Source organism: Bacillus cereus group sp. BfR-BA-01331 (assembly GCF_022663915.1).
GTDB lineage: Bacteria > Bacillota > Bacilli > Bacillales > Bacillaceae_G > Bacillus_A > Bacillus_A mycoides.
Genome location: NZ_JAKUGJ010000002.1, coordinates 213,854 through 236,698 on the forward strand (window position 1 = coordinate 213,854; position 22,845 = coordinate 236,698).

Here is a 22,845-nt window from a genome sequence, read left to right on the forward strand (position 1 = left end):
TGAACTTATATAAACCATTCCTACTTACCTCTTAGATTACTATTATACTGCATTAAAATGAAGGAACTCCTTTTCTTTAACATAAAAATGAATTAGAAAAGATAATAAAATTAGGAGGATTACGATGCCCCAGCTTGATTCATTACATCCCATAGTAGAAAAAATAATCACCAATATTGAAAAATTAATGGTCGGAAAACGACAAGAAACGCTCTTAGCTTTGACAGCTCTCTTAGCTGAAGGTCATGTACTATTAGAAGATGTTCCTGGCGTTGGGAAAACAATGCTAGTACGTGCTCTTTCTAAATCAATTGATGCTGATTACAAGCGTATTCAATTCACACCTGATTTACTGCCGTCAGATGTAACAGGTGTTTCTATTTATAATCCAAAAGAACTCCAATTTGAGTTCAAGCCTGGACCGATTATGGGGAATTTTGTACTTGCTGATGAAATTAATCGTACATCTCCAAAGACACAATCTGCCTTACTTGAAAGTATGGAAGAAGGCACTATCACAATAGATGGCATTACAAGATCGTTACCAAAACCTTTCTTTGTAATGGCTACACAAAATCCGGTCGAGTATGAGGGAACATATCCTTTACCAGAAGCTCAGCTCGATCGTTTCTTGTTGAAGCTAAGAATGGGATATCCTACACCAGAAGAAGAATTTGAAATTTTAAACCGGATGGAAAAAACAAATCCACTCTCTCATTTACAAGCTATTACTACAATAAAAGAATTACTTTATTTACAACAAAGCGTACGGGAAGTAAGCATGGACAAAGCAATCAAGCATTACATTGTAAAACTTGTTACTCAGACGCGTTCTTATAGTTCTATACAGCTAGGTGCAAGTCCACGCGGCTCAATCGCTTTAATGAAAGCTTCACAAGCTTATGCATTCATCCATGGCAGAAATTATGTTATTCCAGACGATGTTAAATTTTTAGCTCCTTACGTTTTAGCTCACAGACTCATTCTAAAAATGGAAGCAAGATTTGAAGGAATAACAGGCGAACAAGTTATCGCCAAAATCGTTGCACGAACTACCGTGCCGACTCAAAGGACGAAAAACCTTTGATGAAACGACTACTACGGGCGCTATATCACGTTACGAAGTTATTGCTAATACCTTTATGCCTAGTCTTAACATTTGTGTACGCTATGCTTCAAGGAGGATTTGTAAGTTGGTTTTTGTTTTACAGTACGATTCCTATTGGTCTTTATTCACTACTATTTCCCTTCTACGCTTTACGAGACGCTGAAGTAAAACGAATAACAAACAAAAACGAATATGTAGCCGGAGAACAACTTTTAAGCGCTATTACAATAAAAAGAAAATTTCCTTTTCCCTTACTTTATTTAGTTATAGAAGATGAACTACCATCACAATTTACAAGTTGTATACAAACGAAGGTGAATAAGGTAATACTCTTTCCAGGATTCAAACGGAATATTTCGTTTCAATATGTTATTGACACAATCCCTAGAGGAGAGCACACTTTTTCAAGCGTACGTGTCAAAACTGGTGATCTATTCGGTATGATGGAGAAAGAAGTAACTTTTTCAGTTCCAGATACATTTTTAGTCTATCCCCAGTATGTAGATATAACGTATCGACAATTGGAAAATCATTTCGAACAAGGAGCGCTTTCAGCAAATATAAATTTAGTAAAGGACTCTACAATCTCTGTCGGTGTCAGAGAATATAAGCCTGGTGATCGCTTTTCATGGATTGATTGGAAAGCAACTGCACGAACAAACAACATTATGACGAAAGAATTTGAACAACAGCGCAGCCATAATATTATGATATTTATGGACAGAACTGAGTCCCCTCTATTCGAATCAGTCGTAACGTTTACTGCCTCTATTGTGAGGGCTGTCTTGAAGCAAAATTCACCAGCATCATTCGTGTCTGTCGGAAAAGAACAAACTATTTTCCCTTTAAACAATGGGGATAGTCAGTTGCAACAAATCTTTTTTCATTTAGCAAAAGTACAAGCAGACAGTGTATTCCCGCTCTCCGGGAGTGTAGAAATGGAATTAAGAAAAATTTATGAGCCCGTAACGATTATACTCGTGACAAGCGATCTTTCTCCCGATATTCAAAAGGCGGCTAACTTTGCTGCTATAAAAAACAGAAAATTAATGGTGTTTGTCGTGAAAGAAAAAGCAAACCAGCTCTCACATCGAGAACTCAGTATTCTAGAAACTCTACAAAAACGACAAATATTTGTAAATGTGGTTTATGGAAACCAGTATACAAACGTGTTTTTTGAGGTGAACAAATGATAACATTACAGGCAAAAAAACAATTGGATATGACTAGATTTTTCATGCATGCATGCGCATTTCTACTTTTACTAGAATGGCTAAGGCCCCTTATAGGTATTACAAACGTAGGTAGATTAGATATTTTTGTAATATTTATAGGAATTTGCTTCACTCTCTCTTTTTTTCAAACAAGGTGGCAGATTCCAATAAAGATCGTCACGATTTTATTCATCATTCATTTCCTGTATTATAAAAATGCTTTTATAAATCCATCTTGGCTAACGAAATTTTTTTCTGATATTTCTCGAAATTCCTCCCTGTTATTTCAAGGGAATTTGCTAGATATTTCTCCAGTTTTTCCAACATTATTATTTTTTCTATCATTTTGGTTTTTGAGTTCTTTCAGCTCTTTTTGGGTTATTCATAAAAAACGTGGGTTGTTATTTCTTGTATTGACTATTATTTATATCACAACTTTTCATAACTTACATTTATACAATGCAAACTACGCTATTATTCGTACTGTTGTCATAGGCTTTTTTATGCTTAGTCTTCTTCAAATAGAACGAATAAAAGAGATTGAACACTTACAAAATTATGCTAGAGTAATCTCAAAATTACTTAGACCTCTTACAATATTTATTGTATTGTCAGCAACCATCGCATACTTTGCTCCAAAATTTGGCCCTCAATGGCCAAACCCAATGGATTTTTTAAAATTCAACACATCTGAAGCAAGTAAAGAACAAGAAGTTTCTAAAATTGGATATGGTCTAGATGACTCGCAATTAGGTGGTCCTTTTAAGGCGGATAATACAATTGTTTTTACAGCACAAACGCAAAACAAACAATATTGGAGAGTAGAAACAAAAGATTTTTATACAGGAAAAGGCTGGGAGGTTTCTGAAAACCCGAAAAAGGTTTCTTTTAAAAATAAAAACGACGTCGTGAGTTGGTACGAACAAAATACAAAAACGGAGACAACCGAAGCAACAATCACCATGCAAAAAAGTTATCCTCACCTTACCTATCCAGCAGGATTAGTATCTGTTGATGCTTCTACTGATGTATCATACAGCGTTGACCCATTTTCAGAAAAAATCTATACGATGCACGGAGACTCTTCTACTACTTTAAATTCGTATAAAGTAACATATGAGATTCCGGAGTTTTCCATAGAAAATTTGAAATCTGTAAAAACGAATGAAGGTCATGAAACAAGTCCTTATTTCATGACAAAGTACACACAACTTCCCGAATCATTACCGCAGCGAGTAAAAGACTTGGCTGTCAATCTTACAAATGATAAAGACAACCGATATGATAAAGTATTAGCTATTGAAAATTACTTCACAGACAATTCTTTTGTATACGAAACAATGAATGTCTTATACCCTGCCAAAAGCCAAGACTATGTAGATCAATTCCTTTTCGATACAAAAAGCGGTTACTGTAATAATTTTTCGACATCTATGATCGTGTTACTTCGTTCTGCCGGGATTCCTGCTCGCTGGGTAAAAGGATTTACAGAAGGAACTCTTGAGAATACACTTGCCTCTGCAGAAGGTGAGAATGTTTATACAATCGCGAACAATAACGCACACTCTTGGGTCGAAGTATATTTCCCAGGATACGGATGGATTCCATTCGAACCAACAAAAGGATTTACCAATCCCTATAATTTTACAAATAATACTCCTGCTTCTACTTCACAAAATAACGAAGTAAATAATTCTAATAACGAGCCAATACACCAACGGAACAATGAAGCAAAGCTCAAAAGTTTAATAGAAAATACAGAAGAAGCCTCTACTAAAAAGATCACAAATTCCAAAAATGATTTTTCTTGGTGGTACGTATTCCTCTCTACGATACCGATTAGTATCATCGGATACATTCTCTTCACCACTAGAATGAAATGGATTACATTTTTTATTATTCTTTTCTATAAATACCGAAAAGATGATGCTGTTTATCAAAAAGCTTACGGTGCACTTTTAAAACAATTTGCGAGAATCGGCATACCACGGGGTGAAAGTCAAACATTCCGAGAATACGCTCTCCACATCGATACACTTTACAATTCGGCCGATATGCAACAACTTACTTTCAGTTATGAGAACGCTATGTATCAAAAGGAACAGGCCGCAGCCGAATGGAAGACATCCGTACACTTATGGGAAGTGCTTATGAAAAAAGCAGCTTCTCTGCCTAAATCAAACGACTACGATAGAGTGATTTAATCTTGATAATGTGAGTTTAAAGAAAACACCTCAAAGAGCTACTTTGTTCTTTGAGGTGTTTTTTAGTAAACATAATAGATAGCTAACTCCTAATTATTCCCCAAGCACCTTCTCAATCTCAACCTCTAAATCCACCGGCTTCGTCTGCGGCGCAAAACGCCCTACTATTTTCCCGTCTTTTCCAATTAGAAACTTAGTAAAGTTCCATTTCACTGCTTTCATACCGAGTAAACCTGGTGCTTGTTCTGTCATGTATGTATAAAGTGGATGAGCCTTGTCACCTTTTACATCAATCTTTGCAAACATTGGGAAGTTCACACCGTAGTTCAATTCACAAAAACTAGTAATATCAGCTTCTGTGCCTGGTTCTTGTCCCCCAAATTGATTACAAGGGAAACCGAGTATTTCTAGTCCTTGGTCTTTATATTTATCATATACTTCCTGTAACCCTTTATATTGTGGTGTAAATCCACATTTACTAGCTACATTTACAATAAGAAGTGCTTTTCCTTCGTAATCTTTTAACGATTTTTCTTCTCCTGTTATTGTTTTAGCTGAAAAATCATAAACTGTCATTGTTCATACCCCTCTCTTCACTATCATTCTATGTTTATACTATACTACATTCGTAAATATACAGCTCTTATTACGTATTCACATACCGTAATGATAGCGCTTTATTTTCGTTCGAAAGTTCGACACAATATACTAGACTTTTATGATGGAAAGTTTTACAATTAATTTGTGAACAAAATGTGACAGTTTATATTTCCATTATAATAGAAAAGGATGGTGTTCATTATGAAAACTGCACAACATGAAACGATTTCAAATCGCGAGTTTTATTTCGTACTATATATGATGTTATTGTATGTTATTGGCTGGGTAATCGATGTAAATGGTTTATTTTTAAGCTCCTACTTTAATTTAGCAGGAGAAATTATACTTCCGATCGTTGGTGGCATTGTTGGACTGTTCGTTATGTCTATCAATAAAGAACAAACGAAATAACTACATTACAAAAGGGCAGAAGACGAGCTTTCGTTTTCTGTCTTTTTCTGTTTTTAGCGTATAATAGATACATACCGTATATAAGGAGTGGTAAGTATGAAAAAAGTAGAACAACTATCTTCTCATCTATATCTTATTGATGATTATGACTTACAACATGATGAACGCACAGGTACATACGTTTTATTAGGTGACGATATTACTTTAATTGAAACTTGTGCGGCCCCTTCTCTTCCCTATATTTTAGACGGCTTACAGCAATTACATATTAATTTAAATGATGTAAAAAACATTATCGTTACACATGTTCATTTAGATCACGCAGGCGCAGCAGGGTTAATGATGGAAAAGTGCCCAAATGCTACTCTATTTGTGCATCCGCGCGGGGCTCGTCATCTGATTGATCCAACAAAACTAATTCTTGGCGCAAAAGCTGTGTACAAAGAAGATTTTGATAAACTTTTTGATCCAATTCTTCCAATTGAAGAAGAACGTGTTCATATTGTACAAAATGGTGATACATTAAAAATTGCAGAAGACCGTACACTCACATTTTATGATACACCGGGACATGCGAAGCACCATATTAGCATTCACGATTCATTAACAAACGGCATTTTTACTGGTGATACAATAGGAATTTATTATAGAGAACTCGCAGACCTTGGTGTAGAACTATATCTACCATCAACGTCTCCTTCACAATTCCAGCCAGATGCGATGATTGCTTCTAAAAATCATATTCAAAGTATGAATGTAGATACTATTTATTTCGGTCATTACGGCGCATCATCCAATGTTACAGAAGTATATAACCAACTTGAACATTGGTTACCTATTTTCGTTAATACTGGAAATGAAATTTTTCAAAAACATACTGATTTTGATGAGGCTACTAAGGCATTACAATCTTTACTACTAGAGAAAGTCTCCACTCATCTTACAAAGCTAAATGTTCCATCCAATCATTCTGTTTATAACATTTTACATCTTGATTTAGAAATTAGCGCGATGGGAATTATTGATTACTTAACGAAGCAAACAAAATCCACAATTAACTAATAGAAAACGAAGATATATACAACGCCATTATCGTATATATCTTCGCTCCTTGAATATATTTTTTAATAAAGGATGGTGGAATGGAATGCAAAAAGTGATACTATACCTCTGCTTTACATTATTTATCATCTTATTATTAGTTGTAGGTGTTAAAATTCAATTTTATTTAGATACAGACGCGCAAGTGAACTTTAACGTCTATCCAAGATTATTCTACTTTACACTCTTCCCTCTTTTGGTCGGCATTTTATTACGATTCCTACAATCAATTAATCGCGAAACGAGTAAACAAAACTGGAACTTTCAGCCGGATAAGTTTATCGCTATTACGTTGCCAACACTATTCATTGCCTTTTCTCCAGCTCTACTCTTTTCACCAGTTGGTAAATACCTACCTTATTTAACTAATATTATTCTTGTGAATACAACTTTCATTACCATTATTAGTTTAATAGCTGGTTACTCGCTTTTAGATTGTTTTATACAAAAAGACAAGGAGAATAGTAAGGAATATAACTAAGTGATTTCTCACTTTCAATTTATTAAGCAAGTCAAGGTAATTCTGCCCCTGACTTGTATGCAAAAGAACCTAATGTTCAATTTTTAAGTGCCGTTGGTTATGCTGGGTTATTTATAAGTGCAATACTCCTTGTAAGAGTTGCTATACATGTGGTAAGGAAATTTAAGTAATAACAAAACGAGTATGAAATCGCATAGATTTTATACTCGTTTTTTATTGTTCATATATTTAATTGGTAATAGGAAATTTATGTTAAACTAAAGAAAGTCGCGCACTAAATCAAAATACATTTCAAACAAGGGAGACTTATTATGAAATTAGGGACTTTCTCGTTTTTAACGTTTATCACAAGTATATGTTCTTTCTTTATTTTAAGAGGACCTAATTCAAATTTAACATTAATTATTGTGCTTCTAAGTATTCTTTCATTACTCGGTATTATTTTTGCGATCGCATCAAAGAATTGGCTATTTAAAATAGTTGGTACGACATTAAATGGAGTCATACTAATATTTGTATATTTCTTATTGCTAGCAAAAGGAATAGGTGGTTAATATATTTACGTTTCAATAAGAAAAGCTCACCTTTTCATCTACATACTCCATAAACTGTTCTGCTTTAATAAATCTTTCTTTATAAGCTTCAGGTACTTCTTCTACTGTTATCCCACCACTCGATTTCGCTTTTACTAATACAGTTTGATATGACATTAACGCTTCCATATATTGTTCATACTCTTCTGAAGTTAATACTTCTTTACTAGATTTATGGCCATTTAATTTATCAAAATACGGCTGAAGTTCCATTTCTACCTTTTTCATTTCCTCTTTTTTAGCTTGTGATAATTGATCATAATCAATATTACCGTTCGAATCCCCGTACTCAAGCTTTGCATTCGTTAATTTCTTTAGTTCTTTTGTAAACTCTTCATATTCCTTCGCACCCATTTCGTCTTTCGCTTCTGATAACTTTGCATTAAAACGCATATACGCTTCTAATGTCATCGCTCCGGCATGTTTTTTTAAGTTCTCAAACGAACCGTATATACCATCCGCCATAATAGATTGGTAAGCAAAACCAGTCGTTGGGATTAAAAATGCGGCTGCAAGCACTCCTGCAATAAGACGCTTCTTCCTTTTGTTCCCCCCTCGCTTCATTTTAATCTGAACAATTACTTTTTCTTTTAACTCCGGCGGGGCAACAATCCCCTTCGCTTCTTCTTGTATAGATTCTCTAACTTTACAATCTAAGCTCATTTCACATTCCCTACCTCTCCTAAAAAGATTTCTTCTACTTGTTCTTTTTGGCGTAGTTTCTTTAATGCCGCATGAATTCTAGACTTCACTGTACCGATTGGAATATGTAATATTTGTGCTACTTCTTCTTGAGAGTAATCGTGTAAGTATCTTAAGATAATAACTTGTTTCAATTTATACGGTAACTTATGAATGAGTTCTATTAATTTTTGATTTGATATTTTACTTACAACATCGCTAGAAAAATCAATTTGTACTGGTTTTCTTTGCTCTTCTGCTTTTTTTACAATTCGCAGTCGCATCCACCTCTTTCTTCTATAAGAATGAATTTGTTTAATCGCAAGTCCAATTAGCCAAGGTCTAAATGGCTTCTCACTATCATATTTACGAAGCGATTCATATAGCTGTATGTATATTTCCTGAACGATATCATCTACATCCGTTTTGTCTTCTATTAAAAAATGTGCTGTCTTATATACTTCTTGAATCGTTTTATCATACAATTCGCTATATGCTTCTTTATTGCCTGATAAAGTTAATTGGATTAAATCTGAATACACTGTTTCACCCTTCATGTACCATCCCTCCTTTTTCCTACACTATATATTGGCAAGAAAACGATATTTCGTTCGATTTCTTTCAAAGTTTTTTCAAATAAGTTAATATAATGATGCAATGACTTCATAAGCTTCACTTATAACCTTGCATAACAATTATATAATTTTCCAATTCCTAATGAAGATTTAAAATAATATATATAGTCAAATTTAGGAGGATGTATATGAAAGCTATCGTTGTAACGTCGTTCGGTGGTCCTGAAGTAATGAAATATACAGATGTGGATATGCCGGCTATTTCAGACAATCAAGTGTTAATTCGTGTTGTCGCTACTAGTGTTAATTTCGCCGATATTAAATCACGCTATGGCAAAAAAGGAAACAAAGCATTACCTTTTATTCCAGGTATAGATGTAGCTGGTATTGTAGAACACGTAGGTTCTCAAGTGAAAAATATTCATTCTGGACAACGTGTCATCGCTTTCCCTCAAAACGGATCTTACGCAGAATACGTTGTCGCAAACGAAAATCTTACTTTCGTTTTACCTGATGAAGTCGATTTTCAAGCTGCAGCTGCCTGCCCTATCGTATCTTTTACAAGCTACAATTTACTTGCAAATGTTGCAAGACTTCAACAAGGTGAATCTGTTCTAATTCATGCAGCTGCTGGAGGAATTGGTACTACAGCGATTCAACTTGCAAAACTATTAGGGGCTAAAAAAGTTATCGGTACTGTTGGAAGTGAAGCGAAAAGAAAAATTGCTTTAGATGCTGGCGCTGATTATGTTATTTGTCATCAAGATGAAGATTTTGTAGAGAGGGTAGATCAGCTTACAAACGGAGAAGGCGTTAATATTGTTTTAGATTCTATTTCTGGTACTGTGTCCGAAAGAAGTTTAGACTGCCTTGCTTATTACGGTCGCCTCGTCCATTTCGGCAATGCTAGCGGAGAAGTTGGTAGTTTTCAAACGAAAGATTTACACGCAAGTTGCCGTTCTATACTCGGTTTCAGCTTTGGCACTACACGGAAAAAACGTCCTGAATTGCTTCAAGAAACTGCGAATCAAGTTTTCCATTATTTACGCGATGGAAGTTTACAAATTAAAGCTACGAAATCTTTTCCCCTTCAAGATGCAGGGAAAGCACATGAATGGGTCGAAAGTAGACAAAGTACAGGGAAAGTAATACTACACGTTCAGACAGCTCCCTAAAATGAATACATGAAATAGAGGTGTTATTCATGGGATCACGAATTATGCATATCATTATCGCGAGCGGTATTGCTGAGAAACTTTCTATTCAAGATAAAACTTCTTTCTTACTTGGTGGTGTAGCTCCTGATGCTGTTCATTCAAAAAAAGAAAAAGGAACTTCACATTTTTACGCTGGTACAACGAAGAACTATACGAGAAGAATAGATTATGATTCCTTTATTCATAAATACGAAGATCATCTGGATTCCCCTTATATTTTAGGTTATTATACCCACCTCATTGCCGATGATAATTGGCTAAGCGGCTTTTTTCTACCTTGGCTTAAAAACAGAATAGAAAACGACGAAACTATCGCACCTATGTACTATAACGATTTTAAATTATTGAACGCACAATTGTTGCATCATTACGATAAAGAACAGCAGCTCTTCACCCTACTTAATCAAGAGGCTAACATTGTGAATATAGAGGAGGTTTCTAGAGAGAATGTTTTAGCTTTTCGGCAATATATTTTTGAAGATATGCTATATCCTGAGCAACACTTGCACGAAAACTTACAAGTATTTTCATTTGATCAAATCGTTGGTTATATTGAGACTGCAATTGAAAAAGGAACATTTTTTATAGAACAACTCGTTAATAAAAAATTGACTTCAAATATTTAATCCCCCTCATTATTTACGAGGGGGATTTTCACATAACTACATAATTATTTATTTTTTTCCATTACTGCAAAGTAATTCCCTTCACTATCAGCAAAGTTAAACACTTTACCAGTAGGCATAGTTACGTCTTTCTCATTATTTATCTAGGCTTTTTCTTACCAGTAAAAGCTGGTTTCTTTTTCTTTGGTGCCGGTGGTTTCGATTCTACAAATGTTCCTTTGAACATTTCTTGTTTCGTAAACACGATACCTAATTTTTTCGCAAATTGAAGTAATTTACGCTCTTCTTGTTCTGTTACAAGAGAAACAACTGTTCCTTCTTTGCCCATACGTCCAGTACGTCCTGAGCGATGAATATATTGGTCTACTGTGTCTGGTAACTCTAAGTGGATTACGTGTGTTAAATCATCGATATCTAATCCACGTGCTGCAATATCAGTAGCAAGTAATATTTCTAATTTCCCGCTACGGAACGCGCGCATCGTTACTTCACGCTCTTGTTTGCTTGCCTCTGCATGAAGTGCTGCTGCTTTCATTTTACGGAACTTCAGTTTTTGAGTAATTTCATCTAAACGGAATGGATCATTTAAGAAGGCAACTGCTTTTACATTTCCCATATGCATAACTCTTCTAATATAATCATTTTTTTCACGACGCTCACAAACGATATACGTATGTTCAACTAGGCTCTGTGCCTCTGAACGTGTTACACGTACTAATTGTGGTTCAACTGTCAAATCACGTGCCGCATCTTCTGCAGCTTTTGTTATTGTCGCCGAGCAGAATACTAATTGACGATCGCGCATCGTTGATTTAATTACATCAAGTACAGCACCCATCATCTTTTGTTTTACAATTTGATCAAACTCATCAAATACAATCGTTTTCACTTCATGCATCTTTAATTTTTTCATACGAATCAATTCTAAAATACGTCCTGGTGAACCGACAATAACTCTCGGATGTTTCTTTAATTTTTCAACTTGGCGCTTAATATCCGCACCACCAATTAAAGACGCACCTGAAATATCAGTTCCCGCTGTAAACTTTTGAACCTCTTCATGAATTTGCATAACAAGTTCACGAGTTGGCGCTAAAATTACAACTTGCGGTTGTTTAACTTCAGGATTAATTTTATGTAAAAGTGGTAATAAGTACGCTAATGTTTTTCCTGTTCCAGTTGGAGATTCAGCAATAACGTCTTGTCCTTCTAAAATAGTTGGAATCGCTTGTTTTTGAATTTCAGTAAATTCTTTAAAACCAGCCTTCTCCCAAGCTTGTTGTAAAAATGGTTGCATATCTTTTATCATTTGTTTTTCTCCTTTATCTCTATTTTTGAAGAAAATGTTGTATTGTTCGCACCGTTTCTATCATGTGTGAAATAACAGCTATTAAATCATCAACATGGTCTTCTGTAATCGATTTTTGAAATAGAACCTCTACCTTATTATGATATGAAATCGCTTGCTTATTATATTCGTATGAAATTTTTTGCGTAATCATTCGCTCTTTTCCCCATATAGAATGCAATAAAGTTTCAATTTCTTCGCATCCTATCTCTGGTTGCTCCATTTCGAACGAGAATTCCAGCTTCATTTCACAACCTGGTATAAACTGAGGTACTTCTAATATTTCACCTGATAAATTCTTTGCATCAACAGATAGTGAAAATGTCGCCTCTACCATCGTTTTAAATGTTTCTGTTAGTTGAAATGAAATACTATACATACGACTTAATGAAGCAAGGTCCATCACATCTTTTCGATCCGTTACGAGAATATCACCGTGTAAATCGAAATCATAGACAGCTCCTTCCACAATTACCTTTAAATTTTCAAAAGCAGTTGGATCAAACATAATTTCCTCCAAAAAACAGGCGCCTTTCGATGGAAAGGCGCCACTTGATGTATATATAGTTTACAGATAAACGAGATGAATTACAACCTTTTAGAATAAACCTACTGCTTTTCCATCTTCATTTACATCCATTTGTAGTGCTGCTGGTTGTTTAGGAAGGCCTGGCATTGTTAACATTGTTCCTGTTAACGCAACGATAAACCCTGCACCGATAGATGGTTTTAATTCACGAATTGTAACGATAAAGTCAGATGGGCGACCTAATTTTGTTGCATCATCTGAAAGAGAGTATTGTGTTTTCGCCATACAAATCGGTAGGTTACTCCAACCTTCTCCTTCATATTGAGCTAATTGCTTACGTGCTTTCGGAGCAAATTCAATATCTTTTGCGCCGTACACTTTTTGAGCAATTGTACGAATTTTTTCTTCTAATGGTAATTCTAATTCATAAAGTGGTGCGTAGTTGTTTTCACCTTTTTCAATTTCTTTTAACACTTTCTCAGCAAGGTCAACTCCGCCTTGGCCACCTTTCTCCCAAACTTCTGTTAAGGATACTGCATAGCCACGCTCATTGCACCATTCTTGTAAGTATGCAACTTCTGCATCTGTATCAGTAATGAATTTGTTAATGGCAATTACGAAAGGAACACCGAAGCTTTGAATTGTTTCAACATGCTTCTGTAAGTTCTCCATACCTTTTGCTAACGCATCTACATTTTCTTCTTTTAATTGATCTCTCGCCACACCACCGTGCATTTTAAGCGCACGAATAGTCGCAACAATAACTACCGCTTCTGGTTTAATACCAGCTGCACGTGCTTTAATATCTAAAAACTTCTCGGCACCTAAATCTGCACCGAATCCAGCTTCTGTAATAACATAATCACCTAATTTTGCTGCCATTGTCGTAGCGATAACACTGTTACAACCGTGAGCGATATTCGCAAATGGTCCGCCATGAATGATAGCTGGTGTATTTTCTAATGTTTGTACTAAGTTCGGTTTTAATGCATCTTTTAATAGAAGCGTTAACGCACCTTCTACGCCTAAATCTTTAACTGTTACAGGTTGATTTGAAAAATTATAAGCGACAACAATGCGAGATAGACGAGCTTTTAAATCTTGAATATCTGTTGCAAGGCAGAATACGGCCATAATTTCAGATGCTACTGTAATATCAAAACCGTCTTCACGCGGTACGCCTTGAACCGGTCCACCAAGGCCAATTACTACATTACGAAGGGCACGATCATTTAAGTCAACACAGCGTTTCCAAACGATTTTACGCGTATCAATTCCAAGTGTGTTTCCTTGTTGGATATGATTATCAATGAACGCCGCTAATGCGTTATTGGCAGTTGTAATCGCATGAATATCTCCAGTAAAGTGAAGGTTAATATCTTCCATTGGTACTACTTGAGAATAACCGCCACCTGCTGCTCCGCCTTTTAATCCCATTGTTGGTCCAAGAGATGGTTCGCGAAGTGCAATTACTGTTTTCTTACCAATTTTATTAAAAGCTTGACCTAAACCAACTGTTACTGTTGATTTACCTTCTCCTGCTGGAGTTGGGTTAATTGCTGTTACTAAAACAACTTTACCGTCTTTCTCATCTTGTAAACGCTTAAAAATATCAAGAGATAACTTGCCTTTATAGTGTCCGTATGGCTCTAGTTCTTCTTCTAAAATATTTAAATCAGCTGCAATTTCTTGAATCTTCTTCATACTTGCTTCTTGTGCGATTTCAATATCAGATTTAACTGTTGTAGTAGTTGTCATGTACCCTAGTCCCCCTTTAATTGATTCTGATGATATTGTATCAGTTTTTTGTATTTTCTGCACTTATTTACCTCCTAAAACCCTTCAATTTTGTCATACGTTTTTTAACATAAATACCCATAAAAATGTTAACGCTTGTTGTAACTCTGTAGGTAGCTGACCTAACATCTTCTCATTTACTCCGCGCTTATATACGCCGGTACCATCTACAACTTCAAATCCTTGTTCTTTTGCTAACTGTTCAAATTCCCAAGGCATCATCGTATTGCAAACAACGTCTTTGCCATATAGGCGCGAATAACTGTTCTCTCTCGGTTTTGCTGTCGGTCCTAAAATTGCAATACATGCGTATCCATCTTTCTTTAAAACACGCTTTATTTCATTTAATGCTCGCAACGGCTCCTCGGTCCATTCTAAAGAATTAATTGCCATAATTGCTTCAAATTTCTCATTTTCAAATGGTAATGAAGAAAGATCACCTTTTATAAAAGATAAGTTTGGGCCTTCTCCGCGCTCCTTACCCTTTTGAATCATAACTTCCGATAAGTCCACCCCAACCGCTTTGTACCCAGTAAGACTTAATTTATATGTACCATACCCATCACCACAGCCAACATCTAACACTTGTACTTCCTTTTCCACGTACTGCTCAAAAAATGGAATGATTGTACTCCTGCTCCCGCTATCCCACATTTCTTGACTATTTTGATTCCAAAACTCTGCATTGTTATCCCATTTTTTCTCTGCCGATTCATGCCAATTAAACTTCGCCATACATTCCCCTACCTTCACGTATTATCATTCATTTCATTCTACATCATGTTCCAAAATCCCTGTTTATCTTCATAAGGAGATAAAGTGAAACTTTAATCAGTGGGGGTGTTTGTTCGTCCGCCACTGATTATTATTTGAACCAATCGGGCTTTTACGGGCAGCCCGACTCCCATCTAACTTCTTTGCTCCAGCCGAATTTTGAGGTGGGGGTCTTACTGCACGGCAAATAGCGGGATAAACAGGATACAACGGAATCTATTTTCTCCAATTTTTGCTTTACTTGGGTTTAACTCATACTCATGTTCTGCTTCTTATGAAAGATACTATAGATACACCCAATTGAAAGAGAGGGATGTACATGCGAAGAAAGAGAAATCATCATTTTAAAAGTGGTGAAAAAAACGAAGAGTATGCAGCTGAAATATCTCCAGCTGGTATTCCGATTAGACATGAGCGCAAAGAAATTGCAAATGAAATAGAAGGTACAAACACCGGTGCAATGATAGGCTATGTCGCATTATTTCTTTCGTTATTCTCCATTGCTTTTTATCCTGTTACACTCGGCTCCCTTGCTATTTTAGTTGGCTTGTTAGCTGTCAATTTTGGGGCAAGAACACTTGGATATACCGCAATTGGTTTTGGCAGTTTTTCTGTTTTATTCACTTTACTATATCCGCTTGCTTTATCAGCATTTTAAAAAAAACACACCAAGTTATACTTGGTGTGTTCATTCATGATACAACATGATATGACCGCATCCACAACAATGCTTCGCTGTAATTTCTTGAAAAACCGGATAATTTTCTTCATCTCTATGCTCAATAAACACCTTTTCAAATCGGTACATGTTTGGCGCATATGCCCAATCTTGTTTCGTACGTGCATATAATGTTGAAGAAAAAAACTCCTCACCACCACAAACGATACATCCCTTCTTCATCAATACCCCTCCTATGCTTGTCTTACTTCATCTATATGAACATAAGCATAAAAAAAAGACCTTCTATTACTAGAAAGTCTTCTCTGAAACAAAAAGAAATGTACCGAATATACCTACTCCGCTATATTCTTTCATAACACCCGCTTCTGTTTTATACGTTTGCTTTACAGTCATAAAGAAAACACCATTTCGTGCATCAATACTTTCAAACTGTAATTTCTCTTTTTTTTCATCTACATTTTGCGTGCATTCAAAGCTACTCTCATCACATTTTAATGCATACTTATCCTCTAAATACAATTTAAAATCTGATTCTTTCGGACAAGTTATAAGTAATATTGCCACGAGAATAATACTTACAATACCCACAATTGTATAATATTTCTTCATTTGTTCTCCTTTCAAAAGACAAGAAAACTTGACTTCATGCGCCAAGTTTTCTTAGTCTACAACCCATTGCCACTCTTGTTCTTTCTTATCAAAAATGAGCCAACCCGTTTCTGTTGCTTCCGCTTTCAATTCATCGATATTATCTAGTACCTCATCCGTACTTTCGAATGATCCTACTACATATACCGGAATTTCAAGACCTCTTCTCGACTCAATTTTCCCCGCTAAATCAATGTATAACCCATCTTCCATTAACGGCATAAGCCCAAGGATAACTTCCTTTGAAATTGCTGGGAAAATTTTTGATTTTTGGAAGAAAGTAAAACGTTTCTTTCCAAACGAACCGAGTTTATATGGAATCACTTTACTCAGCATTCCTACAAAATCACCGATTCTACGGTAATACACTTTGTTGTACCAACCGTCATCATGTGAAAAATAAACGAATCTATTCTTCAACAATGGGAAGAACGTTCTTCCAAGTGGTTCTTTTTTGTGAGCCAAATATAATAATTCTGCAATTTCTTTTGGCTCTAACTCATCTAAATCGCTTGCATCATCGAAATCTACCCAACAAAATTCATCAAATTCATCAATCTCTGCTTGAATGAGTTTATGTATGTTTTCTTCCTCAACATATTCAAATAAAGTATGATAATGAAAATCTGTCCACTCAAAATTATGCTTTAAAAGCAATACTTGATGAAGCGGTGAAGGGATGTTACTTGCAAACTCTTTAAACGTAATTCCAGATGTAATAAAACAATGACCCCGACGATTACCATTAATATATATCATATTGTTTACTTGGTCAGATCCTCCAGACAAAGCACCTAGCCACCTTCGTTTTATATGTTTCAATTCTATAGCATATTTTAACATGAAAAATTTTAGAAACATAGAAAAAACTTCAAAAACTATTTACAATTTCATGTGTTTTATTACATACTGATTACAAGAAAAAACGCCTGCTTATGAGCAGGCGTTTTTAAAGGATATCATCTGGGTTTTGAGGGTGATTATTTCCCTCTTTCTTTTCTTCTTTTTGGAACATCGATTGAATTTTATCAATTGTTTGCGGAGCTAATTCAATTATTTTTTCTGCTAAATGTGTCGCATTTTGTAGATGAAGAATATTTATCCCGTCTTTATTCACGACTAGAAATGCTACTGGTGTAATAGAAACACCACCCGCGCTACCGCCACCAAATGCAGGGTTACCGTTCGCTCTTTGTCCATCATTCGTCTGGAAGTCAGATCCTCCTGCTCCAAAACCGAACGCCACTTTAGAAACTGTTAACACTACACCACCGTCAGCCGTTTGAACAGGCTCCCCAACAATCGTATTTACATCGACCATTTCCTTCAAATTTTCCATTGCTGCTCTCATTAATCCTTGAATTGGATGATCCACCGTTCATAACCTCCTTTGTCATATCTTTCCTAGTTTTTCCGAAACTTTGTGAACTAAACATAAAATTTTATATTGATTTCAAAAATAAAAAGTTGTAATATTTAGAAAAAATAAAAAAGAGGTCGATTTACTGTGCTCAAAAAATTAACTCAAAATGATCATGAACAAGTACTTTCTTTTCTAAAAGAAGAAGCAGCAATGAATTTATTTATTATTGGTGATATTGAAGCTTTCGGTTATGATACAGACTTTCAAGAACTATGGGGAACATTCGAAAAGAACGGAACATTAAAATCGATTTTACTCCGCTTTCACGATACATTTATACCGTATAGTAAAGAAGAGTTTGTGGTTACTGACTATGAGGCACTTCTTGCCGCATATAAGCCGCTTAAACTCTCTGGCAAGTCAACTATTGTAGAAAGATTTGAAACTGCTCCAAGTGTACAACTAGGCGCCAAAAATGAAATGTATTTTTGCGAATGTCTAAATGACAGCAACTTACCTAGCACACCAATTCATGAAACAATTAAACTTGCCTCACTCGATGATATAGAACGAATTATGAAATTACGAAGTGACATCGCTGAATTCCCGGCTGCTAATGAATCAGAAAAAATGTTAAGGCAAGCTATCGAAACAAATACAGGACGTACATATTATATTGAAAAAGACGGCGCAATCATCGCATCCTCCTCAACTTCCGCTGAAAATTCATTATCCGCAATGGTAGTTGGTGTATGTACACACCCGGATTACCGCGGAAATGGATTTGCTTCACTCATATTACAAAAAATGATTCAAGACTTTACGAAAGAAGGCCGAACACTTTGTTTATTTTATAACAATCCAGCTGCTGGACGAATTTATAAACGACTAGGGTTTAAAGATATTGGAATGTGGACGATGTACCGATAATAAGGGCTACTCTATATACAGAAATAGTTGTCACTTAGCAATAAAAGCAAATTACAAAAAAATTTCACACCGTTATTATGAAGATGAAGAAACTACTTGCGGAGCCATGACTCTAACTAAAAAATGTTATGTATTCAAACTAAATTTGGATAGATAAACGTCCCAATTGTTACATATAGTCTAGCAATTGGGGCTGCATTTTTATGCTCTAATTCTCTCCAATACAACTAGAAATAATTATTAAACATTCACCACACTAATCTCTCTAAATATTCCATCATGATACAATTAGAAGTAATTGCATCACCTAAAACCTCCTCAACTTTCGGTCTTTCATTCACTTACTTAATCATTTATTATTTTCATATTTCTTTTTATAATTTACATACTCTTTCGTAGCTTCTTGATTATTATCTTTTTCACTACTAAAATACACATATATTTGCTGACTATGTGTTAACATTTTACCTTCATCATTTTGCCTCTTATAGTCAATTGAAATTGTTAATTCTGTTATTTGCATTGGGTGTTTTTCATTGTCTATTGAATCGTTAAAGTTAAGTACAATTGATGCATTTTCAAATTTATCATATTGCAATTTTAATTTATCATTAATTATTTCTTGAAATTGCGCTTCTGTTAAAGTAAATCCAACTGAATTTGGTTCATTAATTTTTTTTCTGTTACCTCCTGCTTTCAGTTTTAAATCCCCTACACCTTGTAATCTATTAAATATCAATTTCACAGGAGTAACATCCAAATTTGAATCAGATCCTTGACCTTTTCCGTTTTGATACAGCAAGTTTATATTATATTTTTCTTCTTCTTTATAATTATTATTCTTATGTCTATCCTTTTCATCTTTTGTTTTACTTGTTATTCTTTGAGACGTTATTCCATATAACAATTTTTCTTTCAAATTATATATACCTTCAGTAGTTTGATACAGCGTATTATAATGGTTTTCATCACCATTTGTTTCTATAGTAAAATCAACAACTCGTTCTTTCACATACGCATATCCATCATCACTCGCAGACATAACCTTTCTCATATCCCCTTCATCCAAAGCTTTGACAAACGGCTCATAATCTATCTTTTTTTCACCAAAACTACACGCACCTAATAGAATCATTACTATCATAATAATTATTTTATTAATTAATCTTTTGGTCACATTAATCACCTACATAATTAAAATGTCTTTGATAGTTCAAATAGTCTTCTTTTATTTTATTATTACTTTTTTTATCATTAAAGCTTACAAATATTTGCTGTTGTTTTAAAACATTTTCTTTCTTTACACTTACAGCTATTCTTATTTCTAATAGTCCCATAGATCCTTTCTTTGAATCTTTTATAGCATTAAAGTGCAATCCAATTGAGCTACCAATAAATTCATCATATTCTAACTTTAATTTATCGTTTAGTACTTGTTGAAACTGAGATTCTGTTAGACTATAACTAACAATATTCGGTTCATCGAATCCTTTTGTATCTTCTGACGGTTTTAAATCTTTTATTCCCTGTAAGCGATCCATAATTAATTTAACAGCGGACACATCAAATGCTGTTTTTACCGTCTTCACTTCCCCACCTTCATACATAATATTAGTATGATAAATTTCTTCTTCTTTGTAATTACTAATATCCGCCTTTTCTTTTTCATTTTTAATATTTGTAGCTATTTCCTCCGTTGTTTCTCCAAATAATTTTTTCTCAATCGTATTATAAATCCCCTCTGTTGTTTGATAGATTGTTTTACTATGAGTACCGTCTTCTTTTCCCTCAAAAATCCCATATATGCTTCTCTCTTTCACATAAGCATACCCATCATCACTCGCAGACATAACAGCCTTCATATCCCCTTCATCCAACGCCTTTACTAGTCTCTCATGCTCTATCTTCGTCTCCCCAAAATCACATCCACTTAATAAATTTGCTGCTATTGACATGACTATCATCATCTTAACTTTTTTCTTTAACTTCATACTGACACCCCGTTGGTTACTGGTTCATTATATTCCCATTTTGATAGTAGTACACTTCACCTTTACTTACTGGTGTTTTTTTACTCATACAGATTATATTGAAGATACTTTAATTTTTAATAGCATCGATTTATATACAAGCCCTAATTGCTTATATTTTCTATTCGAATTTTCAGAATCCAAAACTTATTTTATTTCTTTCGCTTTCTTTTCCTCTCTCTCTTTATAACGCTTTAAGAATTCCTGGCGTTCTCTTTCATGTTCTTCCCATGAAATATAAAATGATGGAAATTTAAATCTACAATAGGCTAATAATTGGAACTCAGCTGCGCCTATGGCTATCGCGTACATGATGAACGTAAATATAAAGTAACCAAACATTATGCTCAATGAGTAATTATTTTGTATATAAATTAAAACAAGAAGAATTAGTACATAAATTGCCACACCAAACATTACATTTTTCTTTGCCTTATTAAAAAATGAAGTAGATCTTTCTCCCATACTAAATGCACCTTTACTTGCTTGTTTAAAAGTATCAACTGTTGTTACACCATGAACAAGTATTGCTCCTAATACTAGTAACCTACATAAATAAGCGTAATAAAATTAATAGAATAATTACTCATCCCTGGAAGAACAAATGCCGTAAGACCTATAGTACCTAACTGAAACGCATATAATAATATCACCAATGTCTGGAGCTTTTGAAATTTAAAACGTACCTTAGGGATCAGATATATAATAAAAAAGATTACTTGTAGGCTATATAACAACAATTCCATTCTGACTATTACTGTGTCAAAAAGAGTCGGATAGTAATCCCAGCCAAATCTAATTAATGCTCCAAAAATAAAAAGCATCAATAACGAACTATAAAGCATTCCACCAAACATAAACAACATAGCTCCTTCTGGGCTTAAACGATGTCTACATGTTATTTTAAATTCATCTAAATCTTCTTCTTTTATGTTCCACATTTGTTAACTCTACCTTTCCCCGAACTATAGTATATTACCAAAATAAAGATGCAATTTTCTTAGTCACTAATTTCACATCTTTTATTTTCATCGCCACTCTTAACCATCTCTTTTGTTGTACTGCACCTTATATTTTAAATATTCCTGTCTCGCATCTTGGTTATTATCCTGTTTTCTATTAAAATACGTTATTATTTGGAACATATTTTCTACTACTTTTCCATCCTCATTCTTTTCTTTAAAGTCTATATCTATCCTCATTTGCAAAATTTGTTTTGGATTTTTTGGGGCATCCAGGTGCAATACAATTGTTGCTCCATCAAATTCATCGTATTGTATCTTTAATTTATTATTAATAATATTTTTAAATTCAGATTCAGTTATTCGATATCCCACTGAATTAGGCTGATCAAACTTTTTTATATCATCCTCGGGCTTCATCTTTAGTTTCCCTATCCCATTTAAACGATCTACAATTAAGTTCACGTATGAAACATCTAGATTTGAATCCGGACTTTTCACCTGTCCATTTTCATACTTAACATGAGTACTATAAATAGTTTCTTTTTTATAATTTTCATTTGTCCTTTTTCCCTTGTCTTTTTCTATATCAGTCGCAACTGTTTGTATCGCCTCTCCATATAAACTTTTATCTTTTGTATTATATACACCTTCCGTAGTTTGACGAATTGTTTTACTGTGCTCTCCATCTTCTTTTTGCTCAAACGTACTATAAATACCTCTTTGGGTCACATAAGCATACCCATCATCACTCGCAGACATAACTGTCTTCATATCCCCTTCATCCAACGCCTTTACTAATCTCTCATACTCTATCTTCGTCTCCCCAAAACCACATCCACTTAATAAACTTGCTACTATCGACAAAACTATCATCATCTTAGCTTTCTTCTTTAACTTCATACTGACACCCCGTTGATTTCTCTAGGCATTTTTAGGTTCATTACATTCCCATTTTGATAGTAATATAG

At 34.6% G+C, this 22,845-nt stretch carries 25 protein-coding genes and 2 pseudogenes; 11 read left to right on the forward strand and 16 right to left on the reverse strand.

Translation table 11 applies throughout. The annotated features are described in order from the left end of the window. The first annotated feature begins 124 nt into the window (after nt 1-124). Genes MR155_RS05280 through MR155_RS05290 form a run of 3 tightly spaced genes read left to right on the forward strand, consistent with a single transcriptional unit; the run spans nt 125 to nt 4,526 of the window. On the forward strand, nt 125-1,087 hold the full coding sequence (locus tag MR155_RS05280) for an AAA family ATPase (protein ID WP_113938586.1): 963 nt from the start codon (nt 125-127) through the stop codon (nt 1,085-1,087). Then, nucleotides 1,087-2,301 carry a DUF58 domain-containing protein gene (locus MR155_RS05285; protein WP_242308544.1) on the forward strand — a complete coding sequence of 405 codons (1,215 nt, stop codon included), beginning with the start codon at nt 1,087-1,089 and terminating at the stop codon, nt 2,299-2,301. Before MR155_RS05280 ends, MR155_RS05285 begins: the two co-directional genes overlap by 1 nt. Then, nucleotides 2,298-4,526 (forward strand): transglutaminase TgpA family protein, encoded by a 2,229-nt coding sequence (locus MR155_RS05290; RefSeq protein WP_242308546.1) that lies wholly within the window; start codon nt 2,298-2,300, stop codon nt 4,524-4,526. The genes MR155_RS05285 and MR155_RS05290 overlap by 4 nt, the downstream gene beginning before the upstream one ends. A 93-nt stretch (nt 4,527-4,619) precedes the next feature. Here the strand turns inward: MR155_RS05290 and bsaA are convergent, their stop codons facing one another. Continuing rightward, nucleotides 4,620-5,102, reverse strand: a complete 483-nt coding sequence (gene bsaA, locus MR155_RS05295) for a glutathione peroxidase (protein ID WP_002065095.1) — start codon at nt 5,100-5,102, stop codon at nt 4,620-4,622. Nucleotides 5,103-5,327: 225 nt separating this feature from the next. Between bsaA and MR155_RS05300 the strand changes: the two genes are divergently transcribed. From MR155_RS05300 to MR155_RS05315, 4 genes are all read left to right on the forward strand, one after another. After that, the gene (locus MR155_RS05300) at nt 5,328-5,537 is read left to right on the forward strand and encodes a DUF3925 family protein (protein WP_242308549.1); all 210 of its coding nucleotides are present in this window, start codon (nt 5,328-5,330) and stop codon (nt 5,535-5,537) included. Nucleotides 5,538-5,633: 96 nt separating this feature from the next. Further along, nucleotides 5,634-6,599 carry an MBL fold metallo-hydrolase gene (locus tag MR155_RS05305; RefSeq protein ID WP_242308551.1) on the forward strand — a complete coding sequence of 322 codons (966 nt, stop codon included), beginning with the start codon at nt 5,634-5,636 and terminating at the stop codon, nt 6,597-6,599. 85 nt (nt 6,600-6,684) lie between these two features. Next, complete coding sequence (locus MR155_RS05310) at nt 6,685-7,119, forward strand: hypothetical protein (RefSeq protein ID WP_113710163.1); 435 nt, start codon at nt 6,685-6,687, stop codon at nt 7,117-7,119. Between the two features lie 311 nt (nt 7,120-7,430). Further along, entirely contained in the window at nt 7,431-7,673 is a 243-nt protein-coding gene (locus tag MR155_RS05315; protein WP_002135917.1) for a hypothetical protein, read from the forward strand. A 12-nt stretch (nt 7,674-7,685) separates the two neighbouring features. On the opposite strand, the gene MR155_RS05320 is transcribed toward MR155_RS05315, so the two are convergent. Both MR155_RS05320 and MR155_RS05325 read right to left on the reverse strand, forming a co-directional pair. After that, nucleotides 7,686-8,375 (reverse strand): DUF3600 domain-containing protein, encoded by a 690-nt coding sequence (locus tag MR155_RS05320; protein ID WP_242308553.1) that lies wholly within the window; start codon nt 8,373-8,375, stop codon nt 7,686-7,688. Next, a complete protein-coding gene (locus MR155_RS05325; RefSeq protein WP_242308561.1) occupies nt 8,372-8,950 on the reverse strand; it encodes a sigma-70 family RNA polymerase sigma factor in 579 nt (192 codons plus the stop codon). Before MR155_RS05325 ends, MR155_RS05320 begins: the two co-directional genes overlap by 4 nt. A 206-nt stretch (nt 8,951-9,156) precedes the next feature. Between MR155_RS05325 and MR155_RS05330 the strand changes: the two genes are divergently transcribed. Both MR155_RS05330 and MR155_RS05335 read left to right on the forward strand, forming a co-directional pair. Continuing rightward, the gene (locus tag MR155_RS05330; RefSeq protein ID WP_242308564.1) at nt 9,157-10,143 is read left to right on the forward strand and encodes a quinone oxidoreductase family protein; all 987 of its coding nucleotides are present in this window, start codon (nt 9,157-9,159) and stop codon (nt 10,141-10,143) included. Nucleotides 10,144-10,172: 29 nt separating this feature from the next. Continuing rightward, a complete protein-coding gene (locus MR155_RS05335; protein WP_242308566.1) occupies nt 10,173-10,811 on the forward strand; it encodes a zinc dependent phospholipase C family protein in 639 nt (212 codons plus the stop codon). A 44-nt stretch (nt 10,812-10,855) separates the two neighbouring features. Here MR155_RS05335 and MR155_RS05340 read toward each other — a convergent pair. The 5 genes and pseudogenes from MR155_RS05340 to MR155_RS05360 form a co-directional block, all read right to left on the reverse strand. Beyond that, nucleotides 10,856-10,936: pseudogene (locus MR155_RS05340) on the reverse strand (VOC family protein); the annotation flags it as partial. Between the two features lie 14 nt (nt 10,937-10,950). After that, a complete protein-coding gene (locus tag MR155_RS05345) occupies nt 10,951-12,120 on the reverse strand; it encodes a DEAD/DEAH box helicase (RefSeq protein ID WP_002012513.1) in 1,170 nt (389 codons plus the stop codon). 19 nt (nt 12,121-12,139) lie between these two features. Further along, the gene (locus MR155_RS05350) at nt 12,140-12,667 is read right to left on the reverse strand and encodes a hypothetical protein (protein WP_002065080.1); all 528 of its coding nucleotides are present in this window, start codon (nt 12,665-12,667) and stop codon (nt 12,140-12,142) included. A 90-nt stretch (nt 12,668-12,757) separates the two neighbouring features. Further along, complete coding sequence (locus tag MR155_RS05355; protein ID WP_277958626.1) at nt 12,758-14,446, reverse strand: formate--tetrahydrofolate ligase; 1,689 nt, start codon at nt 14,444-14,446, stop codon at nt 12,758-12,760. A 93-nt stretch (nt 14,447-14,539) separates the two neighbouring features. Further along, nucleotides 14,540-15,220, reverse strand: coding sequence for a class I SAM-dependent methyltransferase (locus MR155_RS05360; protein WP_219302108.1), 681 nt, complete (start codon nt 15,218-15,220; stop codon nt 14,540-14,542). A gap of 358 nt (nt 15,221-15,578) precedes the next feature. Here MR155_RS05360 and MR155_RS05365 point away from each other — a divergent pair, with 358 nt between their 5' ends. Next, complete coding sequence (locus MR155_RS05365) at nt 15,579-15,917, forward strand: hypothetical protein (RefSeq protein ID WP_001253195.1); 339 nt, start codon at nt 15,579-15,581, stop codon at nt 15,915-15,917. 30 nt (nt 15,918-15,947) lie between these two features. Here the strand turns inward: MR155_RS05365 and MR155_RS05370 are convergent, their stop codons facing one another. The 4 genes from MR155_RS05370 to ytfJ all read right to left on the reverse strand — a co-directional run bounded on the left by MR155_RS05370 (nt 15,948) and on the right by ytfJ (nt 17,964). Beyond that, nucleotides 15,948-16,160, reverse strand: coding sequence for a hypothetical protein (locus MR155_RS05370; RefSeq protein WP_002012518.1), 213 nt, complete (start codon nt 16,158-16,160; stop codon nt 15,948-15,950). A gap of 69 nt (nt 16,161-16,229) precedes the next feature. Beyond that, complete coding sequence (locus MR155_RS05375; protein WP_002165916.1) at nt 16,230-16,550, reverse strand: hypothetical protein; 321 nt, start codon at nt 16,548-16,550, stop codon at nt 16,230-16,232. A 51-nt stretch (nt 16,551-16,601) separates the two neighbouring features. Beyond that, nucleotides 16,602-17,378 (reverse strand): hypothetical protein, encoded by a 777-nt coding sequence (locus MR155_RS05380; protein ID WP_002085994.1) that lies wholly within the window; start codon nt 17,376-17,378, stop codon nt 16,602-16,604. Between the two features lie 160 nt (nt 17,379-17,538). Continuing rightward, the gene (ytfJ, locus tag MR155_RS05385; protein WP_113938551.1) at nt 17,539-17,964 is read right to left on the reverse strand and encodes a GerW family sporulation protein; all 426 of its coding nucleotides are present in this window, start codon (nt 17,962-17,964) and stop codon (nt 17,539-17,541) included. Nucleotides 17,965-18,096: 132 nt separating this feature from the next. On the opposite strand from ytfJ, the gene MR155_RS05390 reads away from it, so the two are divergent. Continuing rightward, nucleotides 18,097-18,882, forward strand: coding sequence for a GNAT family N-acetyltransferase (locus MR155_RS05390; protein WP_219302107.1), 786 nt, complete (start codon nt 18,097-18,099; stop codon nt 18,880-18,882). Nucleotides 18,883-19,231: 349 nt separating this feature from the next. Here MR155_RS05390 and MR155_RS05395 read toward each other — a convergent pair whose 3' ends face one another. From MR155_RS05395 to MR155_RS05410, 4 genes and pseudogenes are all read right to left on the reverse strand, one after another. Continuing rightward, a complete protein-coding gene (locus tag MR155_RS05395; RefSeq protein WP_131246659.1) occupies nt 19,232-20,059 on the reverse strand; it encodes a DUF3952 domain-containing protein in 828 nt (275 codons plus the stop codon). A gap of 1 nt (nt 20,060) precedes the next feature. Continuing rightward, entirely contained in the window at nt 20,061-20,873 is an 813-nt protein-coding gene (locus MR155_RS05400; RefSeq protein ID WP_131246660.1) for a DUF3952 domain-containing protein, read from the reverse strand. A 186-nt stretch (nt 20,874-21,059) separates the two neighbouring features. After that, nucleotides 21,060-21,853 (reverse strand): annotated as a pseudogene (locus MR155_RS05405) (hypothetical protein). 99 nt (nt 21,854-21,952) lie between these two features. After that, nucleotides 21,953-22,777: a DUF3952 domain-containing protein gene (locus MR155_RS05410; protein ID WP_201033688.1), complete on the reverse strand. Its 825-nt coding sequence runs from the start codon at nt 22,775-22,777 to the stop codon at nt 21,953-21,955. Between the last annotated feature and the right edge of the window lie 68 nt (nt 22,778-22,845).

Coding starts and splice junctions, on each gene's coding strand:
- MR155_RS05345 (WP_002012513.1), bottom strand. CDS start 12,120: ATGATAAAAGATATGCAACCATTTTTACAACAAGCTTGGGAGAAGGCT.
- MR155_RS05350 (WP_002065080.1), bottom strand. CDS start 12,667: ATGTTTGATCCAACTGCTTTTGAAAATTTAAAGGTAATTGTGGAAGGA.
- MR155_RS05410 (WP_201033688.1), bottom strand. CDS start 22,777: ATGAAGTTAAAGAAGAAAGCTAAGATGATGATAGTTTTGTCGATAGTA.
- MR155_RS05325 (WP_242308561.1), bottom strand. CDS start 8,950: ATGAAGGGTGAAACAGTGTATTCAGATTTAATCCAATTAACTTTATCA.
- MR155_RS05285 (WP_242308544.1), top strand. CDS start 1,087: ATGAAACGACTACTACGGGCGCTATATCACGTTACGAAGTTATTGCTA.
- MR155_RS05335 (WP_242308566.1), top strand. CDS start 10,173: ATGGGATCACGAATTATGCATATCATTATCGCGAGCGGTATTGCTGAG.
- MR155_RS05280 (WP_113938586.1), top strand. CDS start 125: ATGCCCCAGCTTGATTCATTACATCCCATAGTAGAAAAAATAATCACC.
- MR155_RS05330 (WP_242308564.1), top strand. CDS start 9,157: ATGAAAGCTATCGTTGTAACGTCGTTCGGTGGTCCTGAAGTAATGAAA.
- MR155_RS05290 (WP_242308546.1), top strand. CDS start 2,298: ATGATAACATTACAGGCAAAAAAACAATTGGATATGACTAGATTTTTC.
- MR155_RS05320 (WP_242308553.1), bottom strand. CDS start 8,375: ATGAGCTTAGATTGTAAAGTTAGAGAATCTATACAAGAAGAAGCGAAG.
- MR155_RS05355 (WP_277958626.1), bottom strand. CDS start 14,446: ATGACAACTACTACAACAGTTAAATCTGATATTGAAATCGCACAAGAA.
- MR155_RS05310 (WP_113710163.1), top strand. CDS start 6,685: ATGCAAAAAGTGATACTATACCTCTGCTTTACATTATTTATCATCTTA.
- MR155_RS05375 (WP_002165916.1), bottom strand. CDS start 16,550: ATGAAGAAATATTATACAATTGTGGGTATTGTAAGTATTATTCTCGTG.
- MR155_RS05365 (WP_001253195.1), top strand. CDS start 15,579: ATGCGAAGAAAGAGAAATCATCATTTTAAAAGTGGTGAAAAAAACGAA.
- MR155_RS05315 (WP_002135917.1), top strand. CDS start 7,431: ATGAAATTAGGGACTTTCTCGTTTTTAACGTTTATCACAAGTATATGT.
- MR155_RS05360 (WP_219302108.1), bottom strand. CDS start 15,220: ATGGCGAAGTTTAATTGGCATGAATCGGCAGAGAAAAAATGGGATAAC.
- MR155_RS05370 (WP_002012518.1), bottom strand. CDS start 16,160: ATGAAGAAGGGATGTATCGTTTGTGGTGGTGAGGAGTTTTTTTCTTCA.
- MR155_RS05300 (WP_242308549.1), top strand. CDS start 5,328: ATGAAAACTGCACAACATGAAACGATTTCAAATCGCGAGTTTTATTTC.
- MR155_RS05305 (WP_242308551.1), top strand. CDS start 5,634: ATGAAAAAAGTAGAACAACTATCTTCTCATCTATATCTTATTGATGAT.
- bsaA (WP_002065095.1), bottom strand. CDS start 5,102: ATGACAGTTTATGATTTTTCAGCTAAAACAATAACAGGAGAAGAAAAA.
- MR155_RS05400 (WP_131246660.1), bottom strand. CDS start 20,873: ATGAAGTTAAAGAAAAAAGTTAAGATGATGATAGTCATGTCAATAGCA.